At 72.7% G+C, this 15834-nt stretch carries 17 protein-coding genes; 5 read left to right on the top strand and 12 right to left on the bottom strand.

Annotation, left to right across the window (positions count from 1 at the left end):
* Positions 1-81: 81 nt before the first annotated feature.
* Both ABZU69_RS27830 and ABZU69_RS27825 read left to right on the top strand, forming a co-directional pair.
* Entirely contained in the window at positions 82-2184 is a 2103-nt protein-coding gene (locus tag ABZU69_RS27830) for a S9 family peptidase (protein WP_354967264.1), read from the top strand.
* Between the two features lie 13 nt (positions 2185-2197).
* Entirely contained in the window at positions 2198-2368 is a 171-nt protein-coding gene (locus ABZU69_RS27825; protein WP_354967263.1) for a hypothetical protein, read from the top strand.
* A 58-nt stretch (positions 2369-2426) separates the two neighbouring features.
* Here the strand turns inward: ABZU69_RS27825 and ABZU69_RS27820 are convergent, their stop codons facing one another.
* From ABZU69_RS27820 to ABZU69_RS27800, 5 genes are all read right to left on the bottom strand, one after another.
* Positions 2427-4550, bottom strand: a complete 2124-nt coding sequence (locus ABZU69_RS27820) for a bifunctional polysaccharide deacetylase/glycosyltransferase family 2 protein (protein ID WP_354967262.1) — start codon at positions 4548-4550, stop codon at positions 2427-2429.
* A gap of 2 nt (positions 4551-4552) precedes the next feature.
* The gene (locus tag ABZU69_RS27815) at positions 4553-4981 is read right to left on the bottom strand and encodes a hypothetical protein (protein ID WP_354967261.1); all 429 of its coding nucleotides are present in this window, start codon (positions 4979-4981) and stop codon (positions 4553-4555) included.
* Between the two features lie 179 nt (positions 4982-5160).
* On the bottom strand, positions 5161-5661 hold the full coding sequence (locus tag ABZU69_RS27810) for an FtsX-like permease family protein (RefSeq protein ID WP_354967260.1): 501 nt from the start codon (positions 5659-5661) through the stop codon (positions 5161-5163).
* 90 nt (positions 5662-5751) lie between these two features.
* A complete protein-coding gene (locus ABZU69_RS27805; RefSeq protein ID WP_354967259.1) occupies positions 5752-6045 on the bottom strand; it encodes a hypothetical protein in 294 nt (97 codons plus the stop codon).
* A 197-nt stretch (positions 6046-6242) separates the two neighbouring features.
* Positions 6243-6806: a TIGR03086 family metal-binding protein gene (locus tag ABZU69_RS27800; RefSeq protein WP_354967258.1), complete on the bottom strand. Its 564-nt coding sequence runs from the start codon at positions 6804-6806 to the stop codon at positions 6243-6245.
* Between the two features lie 31 nt (positions 6807-6837).
* On the opposite strand from ABZU69_RS27800, the gene ABZU69_RS27795 reads away from it, so the two are divergent.
* Positions 6838-7635, top strand: coding sequence for an AraC family transcriptional regulator (locus ABZU69_RS27795; RefSeq protein ID WP_354967257.1), 798 nt, complete (start codon positions 6838-6840; stop codon positions 7633-7635).
* A 28-nt stretch (positions 7636-7663) separates the two neighbouring features.
* On the opposite strand, the gene ABZU69_RS27790 is transcribed toward ABZU69_RS27795, so the two are convergent.
* The 6 genes from ABZU69_RS27790 to ABZU69_RS27765 are packed head-to-tail and all read right to left on the bottom strand — an operon-like array spanning position 7664 to position 13259.
* On the bottom strand, positions 7664-9202 hold the full coding sequence (locus ABZU69_RS27790) for a SpoIIE family protein phosphatase (RefSeq protein WP_354967256.1): 1539 nt from the start codon (positions 9200-9202) through the stop codon (positions 7664-7666).
* Between the two features lie 2 nt (positions 9203-9204).
* A complete protein-coding gene (locus tag ABZU69_RS27785; protein ID WP_354967255.1) occupies positions 9205-10566 on the bottom strand; it encodes a sensor histidine kinase in 1362 nt (453 codons plus the stop codon).
* On the bottom strand, positions 10563-11576 hold the full coding sequence (locus ABZU69_RS27780; RefSeq protein ID WP_354967254.1) for a SpoIIE family protein phosphatase: 1014 nt from the start codon (positions 11574-11576) through the stop codon (positions 10563-10565). The genes ABZU69_RS27785 and ABZU69_RS27780 overlap by 4 nt, the downstream gene beginning before the upstream one ends.
* Positions 11573-11992 carry an ATP-binding protein gene (locus ABZU69_RS27775; protein WP_354967253.1) on the bottom strand — a complete coding sequence of 140 codons (420 nt, stop codon included), beginning with the start codon at positions 11990-11992 and terminating at the stop codon, positions 11573-11575. The genes ABZU69_RS27780 and ABZU69_RS27775 overlap by 4 nt, the downstream gene beginning before the upstream one ends.
* Positions 11989-12399 carry an STAS domain-containing protein gene (locus tag ABZU69_RS27770; protein ID WP_354967252.1) on the bottom strand — a complete coding sequence of 137 codons (411 nt, stop codon included), beginning with the start codon at positions 12397-12399 and terminating at the stop codon, positions 11989-11991. The genes ABZU69_RS27775 and ABZU69_RS27770 overlap by 4 nt, the downstream gene beginning before the upstream one ends.
* Entirely contained in the window at positions 12399-13259 is an 861-nt protein-coding gene (locus ABZU69_RS27765) for an STAS domain-containing protein (RefSeq protein WP_354967251.1), read from the bottom strand. The genes ABZU69_RS27770 and ABZU69_RS27765 overlap by 1 nt, the downstream gene beginning before the upstream one ends.
* 165 nt (positions 13260-13424) lie before the next feature.
* Here ABZU69_RS27765 and ABZU69_RS27760 point away from each other — a divergent pair, with 165 nt between their 5' ends.
* Positions 13425-13781, top strand: coding sequence for an STAS domain-containing protein (locus ABZU69_RS27760; RefSeq protein WP_354967250.1), 357 nt, complete (start codon positions 13425-13427; stop codon positions 13779-13781).
* Positions 13782-13794: 13 nt separating this feature from the next.
* Here ABZU69_RS27760 and ABZU69_RS27755 read toward each other — a convergent pair whose 3' ends face one another.
* On the bottom strand, positions 13795-14946 hold the full coding sequence (locus tag ABZU69_RS27755; RefSeq protein WP_354967362.1) for an MFS transporter: 1152 nt from the start codon (positions 14944-14946) through the stop codon (positions 13795-13797).
* Positions 14947-15119: 173 nt separating this feature from the next.
* Here ABZU69_RS27755 and ABZU69_RS27750 point away from each other — a divergent pair, with 173 nt between their 5' ends.
* Entirely contained in the window at positions 15120-15812 is a 693-nt protein-coding gene (locus ABZU69_RS27750; RefSeq protein WP_354967249.1) for a FadR/GntR family transcriptional regulator, read from the top strand.
* Positions 15813-15834 lie beyond the last annotated feature (22 nt).

Below are 15834 nucleotides of genomic sequence, written 5' to 3'. Positions count from 1 at the left end.
TGTGTTCGAATGCCGTGGTGGCGACTATCGGGATGCCGCTGGTCCGGCGCGCGGAGCGGGCCGGCCGGTAACGTGGCCGCCGTGACCACCGAGACTGCCCCGCCCACGGCGAAGCGGGTGCCCGCCGAGCGCACCCACCACGGCGACACCGTCGTCGACGAGTACGCCTGGCTCGCCGCCAAGGACGACCCGGAGACGCTCGCCTACCTGACCGCCGAGAACGCGTACACCGAGGAGCGCACGGCGCACCTGGCCGAGCTGCGCGCGGACCTGTACGAGGAGATCCGGCAGCGCACCCGGGAGACCGACCTGACCGTGCCGACCCGCAAGGGCGGGCACTGGTACTACACCCGGACGGTGGAGGGGCAGCAGTACGGGGTGCACTGCCGGCGCGCGGTCCGGGACTCCGAGACCGACCCACCGGTCAGTGCGGACGGCGCGCCGCTGGACGGTGAGGAGGTGCTGCTCGACGGCAACCTGCTGGCCGAGGGGCACGACTTCTTCTCGCTGGGCGCCTTCGACGTCAGCCCGGACGGGCGCTGGCTGGCCTACTCCACCGACTTCTCCGGCGACGAGCGGTTCACGCTGCGGGTGAAGGACCTGACCACCGGCGAACTGCTCCCGGACGAGATCCCCGGCACCTTCTACGGCACGGCCTGGTCGACGGACGCCTCCGTGCTGTTCTACGTGACGGTGGACGACGCCTGGCGGCCGAACCGGGTCTGGCGGCACACCCTCGGCTCGGCTGCCGCCGACGACGTGGTGGTCCACCAGGAGGACGACGAGCGGTTCTGGGTGGGCGTGGAGCTGACCCGGTCGGAGAAGTTCATCCTGATCGACATCCACAGCAAAGTCACCAGCGAGGTGCTGGTGATCCCGGCGGCCAACCCGACCGGCGCGCCGGCCGTGATCGCGCCGCGGCGGCAGGGCGTCGAGTACACGGTGGAGCACCACGGCCACCGCTTCCTGATCATGCACAACGACGGCGCGGAGGACTTCGCGTTGGCGTTCACCTCGGCGGACGTTCCCGGCGACTGGGTGCCGCTGATCGAACACCGCCCCGGCACCCGGCTGGAGGCCGTGGACGCCTTCGCGAACCACCTGGTGGTGTCACTGCGTACCGACGGGCTCACCGGGCTGCGGGTGCTACCGGTCGGCAGCGGCGACGAGTACGACATCGACTTCCCCGAGCCGCTGTACAGCGTCGGGCTGGACGCCAACCCGGAGTACCGCACCGGGCAGGTCCGGCTGCGCTACTCCTCGCTGGTCACCCCGGACTCGGTGTACGACTACGACCTGGTCACCCGGCAGATGGTGCTGCGCAGGCAGAAGCCGGTGCTGCCCGGGCCGGACGGGCGGCCGTACGACCCGGCCGAGTACGAGCAGCACCGCGACTGGGCGCTGGCCGACGACGGCACCCGGGTGCCGATCTCGCTGGTCTGCCGGGTCGGCACGCCCCGGGACGGCTCGGCCCCCTGCGAGCTGTACGGCTACGGCTCGTACGAGGCCAGCATGGACCCGTGGTTCTCGGTGGCCCGACTGTCGCTGCTGGACCGGGGTGTGGTCTTCGCGGTGGCGCACACCCGGGGTGGTGGCGAGCTGGGCCGGCGCTGGTACGACCAGGGCAAGCTGCTGGCCAAGAAGAACACCTTCACCGACTTCGTCGCCTGCGCCCGACACCTGGTCAAGGCCGGCTGGACGGCCAGCGACCGGCTGGTCGCCCGGGGCGCCTCGGCCGGGGGCCTGTTGATGGGCGCGGTGGCCAACCTCGCCCCGGACGCGTTCACCGGGATCGTCGCGCAGGTGCCGTTCGTGGACGCCCTCACCTCGATCCTCGACCCGTCGCTGCCGCTGACCGTCACCGAGTGGGAGGAGTGGGGCAACCCCCTCGACGACCCCGAGGTGTACGCGTACATGAAGTCCTACACGCCGTACGAGAACGTGGCGCCGGTGGACTACCCGGCGATCCTCGCGGTGACCAGCCTCAACGACACGCGGGTGCTCTACTCGGAGCCGGCGAAGTGGATCGCCCGGTTGCGGGCGGTCGCCCCGGGCGGCGACTACCTGCTCAAGACCGAGATGGGCGCGGGGCACGGCGGCCCGAGCGGCCGCTACGACGCCTGGCGCGAGGAGGCGTTCATCAACGCCTGGATCCTGGACCGCCTCGGCCGCGCCGGACGGTGATCGGGGGGCGGCCATGACCGACGAGGACGAGGCGGGGACCGCTGCGCCGCCGGGTGCGGCCCGGCGCGCATCCGCCTGGATGATCCTCGCGGTGGTGGCCGCCGCCCTGCTCGTCTGCTGCTGCTCCGCTGCCGTCGGCCTGCTGATCTCCTGGTCCGCGGGCCTCTTCCACGCCCCGACCTGACCGGCGGACCAGGAGATCAGCAGGCCGGTCAGGTCCGGGGACCGGCAGTGCCGGCCGGTCAGCGGCGACCGGCGCCGACCAGCGCCGCGGCCTCGCCGGTACGCACCATCCGCTGCCAGCGCAGCCTGTTGCCGATCAGCGCGGTGACCACCGACTGCACCACCACCAGGTACATCAGCTGCCGGTAGACCAACTGTTGGAACGGCAGCGCCCACAGTGGCCCGTACCGCTCCCGGTCCAGGTGCAGCGCGTAGCCGGCGGTGGCCGCCTGGAGCAACAGCAGCCCGGCCCAGGCCAGGGCGAGGGTCGACCAGGGCAGGAAGAGCAGGCCGTAGACGGCGAACACGTCGACCGCCGGCGCGGTCAGCGGCAGCACGATCTGGAAGACCATGAGGTACGGCAGCCCGCGCTGCCCGAGCTTGCCGCCGGCACCCGACTCGCGCAGCGCGTGCCGGTGCTTCCACATCGCCTGCATCGTGCCGTAGCACCAGCGGTAGCGCTGTCGCCACAGCTGGCGCAGCGACGAGGGGGCCTCGGTCCAGGCGATGGCCGACTCCTCATAGATCACCCGCCACCCGGCCCTGAGCACCTGCATGGTCAGGTCGGTGTCCTCGGCCAGCGTGTCCGCCGGCACCCCGCCTACCCGCAGCAGCACCTCCCGGCGGAACGCACCGATCGCGCCGGGGATGGTCGGCATGCACTCCAGCACGTCGTACATCCGCCGGTCGAGGTTGAAGCCGATCACGTACTCGAGGTGCTGCCACCGGCCGAGCAGCCGGCGCCGGTTGGCGACCTTGGTGTTGCCGCTGATCGCGCCGACCGACGGGTCGGCGAAGCCCTGCACCAGCCGGTGCACGGTGTCCGGCTGAAACACGGTGTCGCCGTCCACCAGCACCAGCAGGTTCGCCCGGGCGGCCCGGATGCCGGTGTTCAGCGCCGCCGGCTTGCCGGCGTTGGCCTGCTTAATCACGCGTACCCCGCGCAGCCGCATCCGCTCGACGATGTCGGCGGTGCCGTCGTCCGATCCGTCGTCCACCACGATCACCTCCAGCGCCGGGTACCCGCTGGCGACCAGGGAACGGACCGTGGCGGCGATGTTCGCCGCCTCGTTGTACGCGGGAACGATCACCGACACCGGGGCGCGTACCTCTGCCCGGCCCGGCCGCTGCCGGCGGACCCGGCGCACGTGCCGTTGGGCGCAGAAGACCTGCACCGCCAGACGCGCCACGCCGAGCACCAGGGCGACGGCGAGCAGCAGGTTCATCGCACCAGCCGACCAGCGGGCACCGGTCTGGGTCCAGCGCAGTGCGGCGCCACTCAACCGCGTGCCACCGCCTGCCGGAACCATCGACGGCGAGGCGTCGATGCCGGTGGAGACGGTGGTGAACCGGTAGCCCTGGCCGGTCAGGGTGGGCAGCAGTCGGTCCAGCGCAGCCACCGTCTGCGCCCGGTCGCCGCCCCCGTCGTGCATCAGCACCACGGCGCCCTGCCCCCGCTTCGGAGTGGCCGCCTGCACGATCTCGTCGATACCTGGGCGTTGCCAATCCCTGGTGTCCCGGTCGGCGAGCACCGCGACGTGCCCGGTCCCAGCGGCGGCGCGCAGCGCGGCGTACTCGGGCCCGGTCAGCGCGGTCGGCACCGAGGAGAACGGTGGCCGGAGCAGGGTGGTCTCCTGGCCGGTCGCCGCGGCGATCGCCTTACGGGTCAGTGACAGCTCCAGGTCACGCCGCCACGCCGGCACGGCGGCGAGGTTGGCGTGGGTGAAGGTGTGCGACCCGATCTCGTGGCCCTCGGCGAGGATCCGCCGAACCAGCTCCGGATGCTCGTTGACGCGGGCCCCGACCACGAAGAAGGTCGCGTGTGCGCCGTGCCGGCGCAGCACGTCGAGCACCTGCGGGGTCCAGCGCGGGTCCGGCCCGTCGTCGAAGGTCAGCGCGATTGTCCGGTCCGGCAGGGCTCGGCTGACTGGCTCCGCCCGATCCAGCCGCAATACCGGGCCGCCCGAGCCGACCCGGGCCGGTACGCCGGCCGTGACGGAACCATCGGCGGCGGGGGCACCGGAGCCACCGGCGATACCGGTCACCACGCCGTTGACGGTGAGCGCCGCGAGCAGCAGAAGCAGTCCGAGCAGAAGAAGTAGCCAGTGTGCCCGCGGATCGCGCCGGGCCACGTGTCGCGCCATCGTCACTGCGGCTTACCGGGCGGCCTGCTCGGCCTCGCGGTGTTGCGATGCTCGTCGCCCCGGCCCGGCTGGTCGGTGGCGGATGGGGGCACGCTGGCCGTGGCCGGCGGGCCGGAGCGCCGGGGGCCGGCGGTCGGGGTGGGGCTGGGCAGAGAGGCCGATGTGCCGGTCACCGGAGAGGGCGACGGCGGATCGGCGACCTGCGGCTGGTTGATCCCGTCCACGCCGGCCTCCACCGGTAGCGGTGCACGAGGGTCGTCGGACCAGCCGGGCAGCGGCACCGAGGTGTCCAGGAAGAGCCCGGCGGCGATAAGCCCGAGGCTGGTGAGCAGGCCGAGAGCCATCGCGGCCCCGGCGATGACGGTCAGGCGGCGACGCCGGCCGGTCCCATCGACGAACACCGGCGGAGCGCCGCCCGGTTGATTGTGCATCTGCCGAACTCCCACCCTTACCGCGCCGCGAACCGTCCGGTCCGGCGCCGGAAACCCGATGGTCCGGGTCTCTGGTGCAGACAGCGGCACCGCTACCTGGGGCGTTACATCCGCTCAGGTCGTACGCAGCTCCTCCACGGCGGTGCTGGCGCGCAGGAAGAGCAGCCCGACACCGACCGTCACCAGCACTGCAGCCAAGGCGCCACCGCCCAGCCAGGCCAACTGTTCGAGCGGTACCTCCGGAATCCGCTCGGCCCGGCGGTCTCCACGACCCGGACGTACTGCTGGCGGGTCACCGGATCGTCGCAGAGAGCCGCGGTGGCGTCGCAGATCTCCGCCGACGACATGCCCGTCGTCGCCTTCGGGAAGAGCCCGCGGCCGAGCAGCGTGCCCACGCCGAGGGCGAGCACGATCGCCGGCACGGCGGGAGCCAGCGCCTGCCAGGCGACGGAGCGGCTCAGGGTGGCCCGCGGTACGCCGGTGGCGACCAGGGCGGCGTACGCCCGGCGGCGGGACACGACCCCCTCCACCAGCGCGACGATCAGCCCTCCGGCGGCGATCAGCACGGCCAGCGCGACCGCCGAGTCGACCAGATCCATCGTGGACAGATAGAACGAGTCGGCGCCCGTGTCGACACCGTCGCGCAGGCTCTGCTCCCGGTCGAGTGCGTCCTGCGCCACGAAGTAGGCGCGCGGCGCGGCCGCGCCGGACCCGACGAGCGTTTCCTTTTCGGATTCACCGCGCGAGCAGCACGCGATCCAGAGATCTGACTACCGCGTCTGCCACGTCGCGTTGAAAGCGACGTGCCCGTTGTCGCATTTGGCAAAAGACGACCAGGTGCCAACGCCCATCCAGGCGCCGTAACGGTCGTAGTCCGGGGCCCACGGCTTGTCACAACGCGTCTTTGCCCTGAACTCTCCGGTGCCGCCGCTGCAGTATGCGCCGGAGCCGTAACCGACGGCGGTCGCCGAACAGCCGGTCGGTGCGGCCTGGGCCGACCCTGACACGCCGACGAGAACGGATGCCGTAGCGGCAACCGCAAGCAAGAAAGCCCGCTTCTTCATCGCGCCTTACCCCCGTAATTGAGACCCTCGTATCAAGCAGTCATGGGAATTTATCCCATCGATAATTGTCAGTCAACACAGCTGATTGCGGACCAACGTCGACAAATACCTTGAGATGCGCTCCGGCCCGGCGCCCGGGAACACCGTGCGGCCAGGACATCCTCAAGACCGCCGGAGAATGCTCACGAGATGGAGGGTCAGGTGGGGGTGCGGCCGGTGTGGGCCAGGAGGTGGTGCAGGTTCTTGGGGTCCTGGGTGGTGGGGGTCGGGGTGGGGTCGGCGAAGACGCCCATCTTGCGGGCGGTCGGGCCCAACTGCTCGACCAGGCCGTGCAGCTCGGCCACCGCCTCGGGGGCCGGCTCGTACGCCTGGCCGGTGGCGACGGCGAGGTCCCAGCCGTGCACGGTCAGGTCCAGCAGCGCCATGCCACCGACGACGGTCTGCGGCATGCCCATGCCGGGCGACAAGCCCTCCAGGGTGGACGGGTCCGACCAGGCGGCGATCAGCCGGCCGGTCTCCGTCTCGAACCGGTCCCGCCAGCCGTCGGCCAGGTGGTCGGGCTTCTCGGACCACTCCACCGGCCGCTTCACCGCCAGTTCCTGGAAGTTCACCACCACCTCGAACAGATGGTTGAGCAGGTCCCGGACCAGGTAGTCGCGGCACGGCGTGGGCAGGTCGAGCTGATCGTCGGCGATGCCGCGCACAACGTCGACGGTTCGCGGCGCGGCAGCCGCCAGCAGATCGCTAGTGTGAGTGGCCATAGGGCCAGCGTATGAGGGTGGTCTTGAAAAAATGCGACAGCGACCGCGTGGCGACAGCCGGGGCATCCTGGACCCGGGCCGGTTGCTGCGCGAGGTTCACTTCCGGCGGCGCCTGCCGGCGGAGTCGCTACGCCCGTGGGTCGAGCACTACTGGCTGATCGACTGGGCGTTGAGCGCACCGTTCGAGCAGCGGGTCGTCCCGCACCCGGCGGTCAACGTGGTGTTCCGGCGCGACGGCGACGGGCCGGAGGCCGGTGAGGTGGCCGGGGTGGGCCGCAACCTGTTCCGAATCACCCTCACCGGCACCGGCCGGGTCTGCGGGGTCCAGTTCCGGCCCGGTGGCTTCCACCCGTTCTGGCGACGGCCGGTCGCCGAGCTGACCGGCCGCCGGCTGCCGCTGCCCGCCGGCCGGCTCGCCCCGCCCGACGACCCGGTGTGCGCGGGCACCGACGATGAGCGCTGCCGCGCGCTGGACGCCCTGCTCACCGCCTGGGCGCCCGAGCCGGACCCGGCGGTCGAGGAGGCCGTCCGGCTGGCCGAGGCGATCCGGACCGACCGGACGGTGCTGCGGGTCGACCACTTCGCCGCGCGCCACGACCTCCCGGTCCGCCGGCTGCAACGGCTGTTCACGGAATACGTGGGGGTCGGCCCGAAGTGGGTGATCCGCCGTTACCGCCTCCAGGAGGCCGTCGAGCAGGCCGCCGGAGGCCCGCTGAACTGGGCGGGCCTCGCCGCCGACCTCGGCTACAGCGACCAGGCGCACCTGGTCCGTGACTTCACGGCCGTCGCTGGGGTGTCACCGGCCGCGTACGCCCGATCGGTCCACTGAGTGCTCGGCGGGCCGGGCTGCCGCCGGTTCAGTGCCGGCGCAGCACGATCACGGCCACGTCGTCCTGGATCTCCGGTGGGGCCAGCTCCACCAGCAGCCGGGTGCAGAACCGCTCCAGGTCGGCGTCCACCGTCCTGGACGACGCGGCGAGCGCGGCCAGCCCCTCGTCGATGGTGGCGTCCCGACGCTCGATCAGCCCGTCGGTGTAGAACACCAGCGTGGCTCCGGCCGGCACCACGAACTCCAGGTCGGCCGGACGGGGGGCGCGGACGCCGAGCAGCGGCGCCGAGTGCTGCACGAACTCGACCTTGCCGTCCAGGCTGAGCACCGGCGGCAGGTGACCGGCGCTGGCCAGCCGGACCCGCCCGGTCGGCGGGTGCAGCAGCAGCACGCAGAGGGTGGCCAGCTCGTTCGGCAGCAGGGTCCGCATCAGCTCGTTGACCCGGTGCAGGATCTCGCCGGGCTGGTGCCCCTCGACCGCGTACGCCCGCACCGCGTGCCGCAGCTCGGCCATAACGGTCGCCGCGTGCAGCGAGTGGCCGGCCACGTCGCCGATCGCCAGCAGCAGGTGGCCGTCGAGCATCACCAGCTCGTAGAAGTCACCGCCCACCTCGGTCTGGGCACTGGCCGGCTCGTAGCGCACCGCCAGGTCCAGCCCGGCCACGTCGGGAAGCCGGCGTGGCAGCAGGCTGCGCTGCAGGGTCACCGCGATCCGGTGCTCCTCGTCGAACGAGCGCTGCGCCTCCACGGCCGCCGCCACGGCCTGCGCGAGTTGCACGAGCACCGGGGTCCGGGCGGTCTGGGTGGCGGTCGGGACCACCACGTACAGCGGGGCGCGGTCCTCCCGCAGCCGGGCGGCGGCCACGGTCACCGAGTCGTCCGCCGGCCAGTCGAGCAGCCCCCAACGCGCCGGCGCCTCCACCCGGACGGTGGAGCCGGTGGGCACTCCGGCGTCGTCGACGACCCACGGCACCACGGTGGCCTCGGCGCCGGGCCCCGTGCAGATCCCGGCGAGACAGTCGCCGTCGAACGTCTCGGCGATCACCGCCGCCGGGCTCTTGAAGATCTGCGCGGCGCCCGCTGCGGCGGCCTCCAGCAGCCGGGTGAAGGTCGGCGCGGCGTGCACCGCCACCGTCGTGTCGGCCAGCCCGAGCAGCCGCTCGGCGAGCAGCTCGGCGCGCTGCCGGGCCCGGTAGTAGCGCAGCACCGCCCGGGTGGTGGCGATCAGCTCCTCCGGCTCGATCGGCTCGGTCAGGTAGGCGTCCGCGCCCCGGGTCAGCCCCTGGGCGCGGTCGGCGACGTCCACGGCGTGCGCGGACACATGGATCACCGGCATCGCCGGGTGCGCCGCCTTGATCCGTTCGCAGACCTCGTAGCCACTCACGTCGGGCAGCCGGACGTCGAGCACCACCAGGTCGATCCGGTCCACCTCGACCCGCGCCAGCGCCTCGGCGCCGTTCTCCGCCTCCAGCACGGTGAACCCGGCCCGGGTCAGCCAGCTGACCAGCAGGTAACGCTTTGTCCGACTGTCATCGACCACCAGAACGGTCGCCGGCCCGCCGTCCACCGTCACACTCCGCCCACGGGCAGGGAAACTGTGAACGTGCTGCCCCGGCCCGGCTCGCTGGTTAACTCCAGCGTCCCGCCGAGCAGTGTCACCAGCCGCCGGGCGTACGGCAGGCCGAGGCCGGTGCCGCCGACCCGGGTCGCACCCGGCACCTGGTAGAACTCCTCGAAGATCCGATCGTGCAGCTCGGGGGCGATGCCCGGGCCGGTGTCGCTGACCGTGAAGTTCCACCGGTCGTCCCGCTGCTCGGCCCGCAGTCGCACCTCACCGTGCTCGGTGAACTTCAACCCGTTGTGCAGCAGGTTGCGCAGCACCTGGCCGAGCAGCACCTCGTCGGTACGCAGCACGGCCGGGGCGGGCGGCTCCTCGACCACCAGCTCCACCTCCGGCCGGGTGGCCAGCGCGCGCAGCGTGCCCCGCAGCTGGCCGAAGACCGGGCGCAGGTCCACCTCGGCCCAGTCCGGCTCGATCCGGCCGGACTCCGCCTTGGCCAGGTCGAGCAGCTCGTTGACCAGCGTGAGCAGGTCCGCCGCCGAGGAGCGGATCAGGTCGACCTGGCGAGCCTGCTCGGCGGTGAGCGGGTCGGAGAAGGAGTCGGTGAGCAGCCGCCCCAACCCGATGATCGCGGTGACCGGAGCGCGCAGCTCGTGGCTCACATTGGCCAGGAACCGGCTCTTGGACTCGCTCGCCGCGCGCAGCTGGGCCGACTTCTCGTCCAGCTCGGCGTAGAGGGCGACCACGCCCCGGTTGGTCTCCTCCAGCTCCTCGGTCAGCTGGTTGTAGAGCGCCAGCACGCCCCGGTTGGTCTCGGCCAGCTCCTCGTTCAGCACTGCCAGTTCGTCGCGTTGGCTGCGTACCTCGTCGAGCGCCGCGATGAGCTGCCCGTTCTGCACGGTCAGCTCGTCCAGCGCGCTGGCCGGCGCGGTACGGCCGAGTTCAGCGCGGAACTCGGCGAGCCGCTCCGGGGTTGGCGTCGGCGCGTTGGCCGGGACTCGTCGGGACATCCTCACGACCGTAGCCCCCTGGACGCTCGACACGCTCAGCGTGTCGACCAGCCGGGACACCGCGCCGGACTGCGGCTCGTACCGGCCGTCCGGCAGTGGGGCCGCCGGAGCCAGGTCGGCGCGGAGGTGGAACCGGCCGTCGACACCCGCGTCGACGTGGAAGGAGACGTCCGCTCCCCCGACCGCGTGGAGCAGGTCCCGGGCCACCTCGCTGAGCGCGGTGGCGATCCGGATCTGGTCCTGGTGTTCCAGGCCGACCACCGCGGCCACCTCACGGCCCCGCTGGCGGATCACGAAGATGTCCTGCTCGACCCGCAGCGCCATCTGCAGCAGCGGCTGCGCGGTCGGCTCCCCGGTCATGCCCAGGACCTCGCGACCAGCACGCAGGCGTCGTCGCGCCGTACGCCGGCGTCGCGCAGCAGGGTCGCCGCCATCACCAGCGGGGACCGCTCGGCCAGGCCCGGGTAGTCGGTCAACCGCCAGCGGTCGACCACTCCGTCGCTGTGCATCACCAGCCGGGCGCCCGGGCCGAACGGGTAGTCGTACCCCCGGATCGTCGGCCGCTGGTGCCCGGCGATGCCGGGCAGCGACACCAGCCCCCGGCGCTGACCGTCGCCCTCGACCACCACGCCGGTGATGTTGCCCAGCCCGGCGTAGTGCAGCAACCCGGCCTCCGGCGCCAGCTCGGCGACCGCCAGCGCCGCACCGCGGGTGTACGACATGGACCGGTGCAGATGGCTGACGACCGTTGCCGGCGGGCCGGCCGGCGCGTCGCGGAACGCGGCCAGCGCCGCCTCGGTGGCGGCGGCGGCCAGCGGGCCGTGCCCCAGGCCGTCGCTGACCAGCACCTGGTGCCGGCCGTCGGCGACCCGGACGGCGTACCCGTCACCGCAGACCGTCTCGCCGGTCAGCGGACGGGTGAGGGCACCAGCCCAGGACGGCTGGGCCGGCTCGGCGGGCCAGACCTGCACGGCGAGGACGGTGCCCCGGCCGGGCAGCGAGTATCCGTCGAACCAGCTCGCCTGCCGGACGATGGCCCCGAGTCCGATGCCGAGCGTGCCGGCGGTGGAGTGCCCGTCCTGGGAGGAGACGCTCAGGTCGGCCATGCCGGGCCCGGAGTCGATGGCCACCAGCTCCACGCCGGCCTGCCCGGCGCGGCGTACCGGCCGGAGCAGCAGGACACCGTCCTCGGCGTGCTTGACCAGGTTGCTGGTCAGCTCCGCGGCGACGATGGCCAGGTCGGCGATGCGCGGCTGGCCCAGCTCCACCTGCTCGCCGAGGCGCTCGGCGGCACGCCGGACGGAGCTGGCCGTGCTGCCGGCCTCCACCCGGAACCAGACGCCGCTGTCGGTGACCGGGTCCCCGTTCACCGCGACCACTTGGTGACCGAGATGCGGGTGCCGGTCTCCGCCGACGTCTCGATCTGGAACTCGTCGACGAGTCGCCGGGCGCCGCTGAGACCGAGACCGAGCCCGCCGCCCGTGGTGTAGCCGTCGGTGAAGGCCAGGTCGAGGTCGGGGATGCCGGGCCCGGAGTCGACGAAGACGATCCGGACCCCGCGGCGCCGTCCGTTGTCCACGGTCGTCACCTCCACCGTGCCGCCGCCGCCGTACACCAGGGTGTTGCGGGCCAGCTCGCTCGCCGCGGTGACCACCTTGGTCTGGTCGACCAGGGAGAGCTTGACGGCCACCGCCACGGCGCGGACCAGCTGCCGGACGCGCACCACGTCCTCGTCACTCCGGATCGCCTGCGCCTGCGGGTGACCCAGGTCGAGGCCCGCGGTCACGGCGTGGCCGTCTCGGCGTCCGGATCGTCGTCGAGCTGGTAGTCGAGCTCATCGGCGCGGGCCGCCGCGACCAGCTCCATGCCGCGCTCGACGTTCAGCGCGGTACGGATGCCGTTCAGCGACAGCCCGAGTTCGACCAGGGTGATGGCGACCGCGGGGCGCATCCCGACCACCACCGTCTCCGCGTCGAGCACCTTGGAGATCGACGCGATGGTGGAGAGCATCCGCCCGACGAAGGAGTCGACGATGTCCAGCGCGGTGATGTCGATGATCACGCCGTGGCAGCCGGTGGCGACGATCCGCTCGGCGAGGTCCTCCTGGAGCTGGACCGCGGTCTGGTCGGACATGTCGAGCTGGATGGAGACGAGCAGGATGTCACCGATCTTGAGGATCGGCACGCGCTCCATCAGGCGTCCCGGCGCGGCTGGCGGCGGGCGGTCTCCACCCCGTTGAGTCGCAGCACGTGGCGCAGCGCGTCGGCGAGGCTCGCCTTGGTGGCGATGTCACCGAACTCGATCCCGAGCGCGACGATGGTCTGCGCGATCTGCGGACGGATGCCGGAGATGATGCAGTCGGCGCCCATCAGACGAGCGGCCACCACGGTCTTCAGGATGTGCTGGGCGACCTGGGTGTCAACCGCCGGGACGCCGGTGATGTCGATGATCGCGTACGGGGAGCCGGTGTCGACCAGGGTCTGCAGCAGCCGCTCCATGACCACCTGGGCCCGGGCCGAGTCCAGGGTGCCGACCAGCGGGACGGCGACCACGCCCTCCCAGAGCTTGACCACCGGCGTGGAGAGCTCGAGCAGCTGCTCGGCCTGGTCGGCGATCAGGCTCTCCCGGGTGCGGACGAAGCTCTCGAAGGTGAACAGCCCCAGCTCGTCGACCAGACCGGAGAAGGCGACGTAGTCGCGCAGCGCGTTGTCGCCGCCGGCCTCCTCCACGAGCCCGACCAGCACCTCCTTGAGCGCGAAGACGCTGATCGCGGTCTCGGTGGCGGAGAAGCCCTGCCGGGCCCGGCCACGGGACAGGTCGGAGAGCGCGGCGCGCAGCTCGGCGGCGTTGTCGGCGGACAGGTCGATCGCGCCGTGCTCGCCGGCGGCGACGAGGGCGCTGTGCAGATCCTGGACCTGCCGGCGCAGCTCAGCCTGACTCAACCGGCCGCGCAGCGAACGGGCGACGATCTCGGTCCACCGCTGCGTGACCCGCTCGGCGTGTCCGCCGAGCAGCGCGGCGAGCCGACCACTTTCCTCGGCGCTCAACGCCATTGCGAAACCCCCCTCGACCTGGACCGGGCGGACTCTATCACCGGGGGCTGCTGCACTACTTGCCCCGCAGCAATGGAATGACGATGGTCACCGGATCCCGGCTCCCGTTCTGCGTGTGACCCCCATCGTGGGATACCGTTCCCCCGATAACAGGAGGTCTGGCGAATGTCCTTGACGGTGCACACGGAACAGCGCGGCGACGTGGTCGTCGTGTCGGTCGCGGGCGAGTTGGACATGGCGACCGCACCCCAGTTGCAGGACCAGATCACCGACCTGCTCGACAAGGGCCGCAACCGGCTGGTGTTCGATCTGGCGGAGGTCTCGTTCTGCGACTCGACCGGTCTGTCGGTCTTCGTCCGCGCCAAGAACAGCTGCGACGAGGCCGGCGGCGTGGTGCGGCTGGCCGCCCCGCAGCGGGGGGTGCTGCGCATCCTCGAGGTGAGCGGTCTGGTCGAGGTGCTGCAGACCTACCCGACGGTGGATCAGGCCGTCGCCGGCGACCCGACGCCGGCCTCCTCCTGACCGCTGCCGCTCCTCACTCGTCCTCGACGTAGCGGGGACGGGCGATCGCCATGCCCGCCGCCGTCTGCACGGCGAGCGCGACCAGCAGGAACCCGATCGGCGCGGTCCAGGCGCCGGTGACCTCGTAGAGGATGCCGACCAGCAGCGGGCCGAGGGCGGCGATCACGTACCCGGTGCTCTGCGCGAACGCGGACAGCGCGACGGTCCCCTCGGCGGTCCGTGCGCGCAGGCCGATGGTGGTCAGGATCATCGGGAAGGCGCCCTGGCCGATCGCCAGCAGGATCACCCAGAGCACGGCAGCGCCGTGCGGGGCCAGCGCCAGCCCGAGGTAGGCCAGCGCCGACGCGGTGGTCAGCCCGAGCACCAGCGGGCGCAGCGTCGCCAGGCGGCCGGCCACGGTGGGCATCAGCAGCGCGATCGGCACGCCGAGCGCGGTCACCCCGGCGAGCAGCAGCCCCGCCGACTCGGGCTGGTAGCCGGCGTCCCGGAACAGCTGGGCGAGCCAGCCCATGATCGCGTACCCGCTGAGCGACTGGGCGCCGAAGTAGAGGGCCATCGCCCAGCCCAGGCGCGTCCGCGCCGGCCGGACCCGCGCCGCCGGGGCGACGGCCGCCGTCGGGGTCGCCCGCCGCGCGGACGCCCGGGTCCGCAGCGCCAGCGGCACCCACGGGAGTACGGCCACCGCGGCCATCGCGGCCCAGATGCCGAGCCCGGCCCGCCAGGACCCGAAGGCGTGCGCGATCGGCACCGCGGAGGCGGCGGCCACCGTCGTGCCCGCGGTCAGTGCCATCGTGTACGCCCCGGTGACCAGGCCGGTGCGGTGCGGGAAGTGCTGCTTGACCAGCATCGGCAGCAGGATGTTCGCGACCGCGATGCCGGCCAGCGCCAACGCGCTGGTGAGCAGGAAGACCCAGGTCGAGTCGGTGGTGACCCGGAGCACCTGACCGGCGACGAGGGCGAGCATGGCGACCACCAGGATCCGGGCCGGCGCCACCCGGCGGACCAGCCACGGGGTGAGCGCGCCGAGGCCGGCGAACGCGATGGTCGGCAGGGTGGTGACCAGGCCGGCGGTGGTTCCGGAGAGCCCCAGCCCGTCGCGGACCTCGTCGAGTAGGGCGCCGAGGCTGGTCACCGCGGCGCGCAGGTTGAGCGCGACCAGCAGCATCCCGACCAGCACGAGCGCGCCGCCGGTCGCCGGGTGGGTCCGGCGGCCCGCGCCGGGGTCGCTCGCCAGGGCGGGATCGACGGGGGCGGGCGGCGCCGGAGCGGCGGTCGGTGGCGGGGTCATGACCTCTAACCTACAATCATGGGATGAATTCGGGACCGGTGATGTAACCAGTGCCACCGTCGGTCGATTCCTCCTCCGCGCCGCCCGTGCCGCCCCGCGGCCATCGGGTCCGGCAGACCACTGAGCAGCTCCGGGCCCGGATCCTGGGCGGCGAGTGGCCGGTCGGCGGGCGCATCCCCACCGAGCCACAGCTGGTCGCCGCGCTGGGCGTCGGGCGCAACACGGTCCGCGAGGCGGTCCGCGCCCTGGTGCACGCCGGGGTGCTGGAGTGCCGGCAGGGCTCCGGCACGTACGTGGTGTCCACCGACGAGCTGGCGCCGGTCGTGGCCCGCCGGCTCGGCGACGACCGGATGACCGAGGTGATCGAGGTACGGCGCGCCTTCGAGGTGGAGGCCGCCCGGCTCGCCGCGCTGCGGCGTACCCCGGAGGACATGGCGGCGCTCGACGGCGCGCTCGCCGAGCGCGAGGCGGCCTGGCGCGGCGGCCGGGTGGACGTGTTCGTCGAGGCGGACGCGGCGCTGCACACCGCGGTGGTCGCCGCCGCGCACAACGCCATGCTCGCCGAGCTGTACGCCTCGGTCGGCACCGCCCTGCGCAGCACGGTCGCCCAGGCGATGGGGGACGCGCTCACCCCCGAGCGCTACGTCGACCACACCCGGCTGGTCGAGGCGATCCGGGCCGGCGACCCGGGGCGGGCAGCGATCGAAGCCGGCGCTTTTCTGGAGCCCGCCGGAGGGGCATAGGTTGTGCCGGACGGAAAACCGG

Source organism: Micromonospora sp. NPDC005206 (genome assembly GCF_040608175.1).
Classification (GTDB): domain Bacteria; phylum Actinomycetota; class Actinomycetes; order Mycobacteriales; family Micromonosporaceae; genus Micromonospora.
This window is presented reverse-complemented; position numbering and strand designations above follow the sequence as displayed.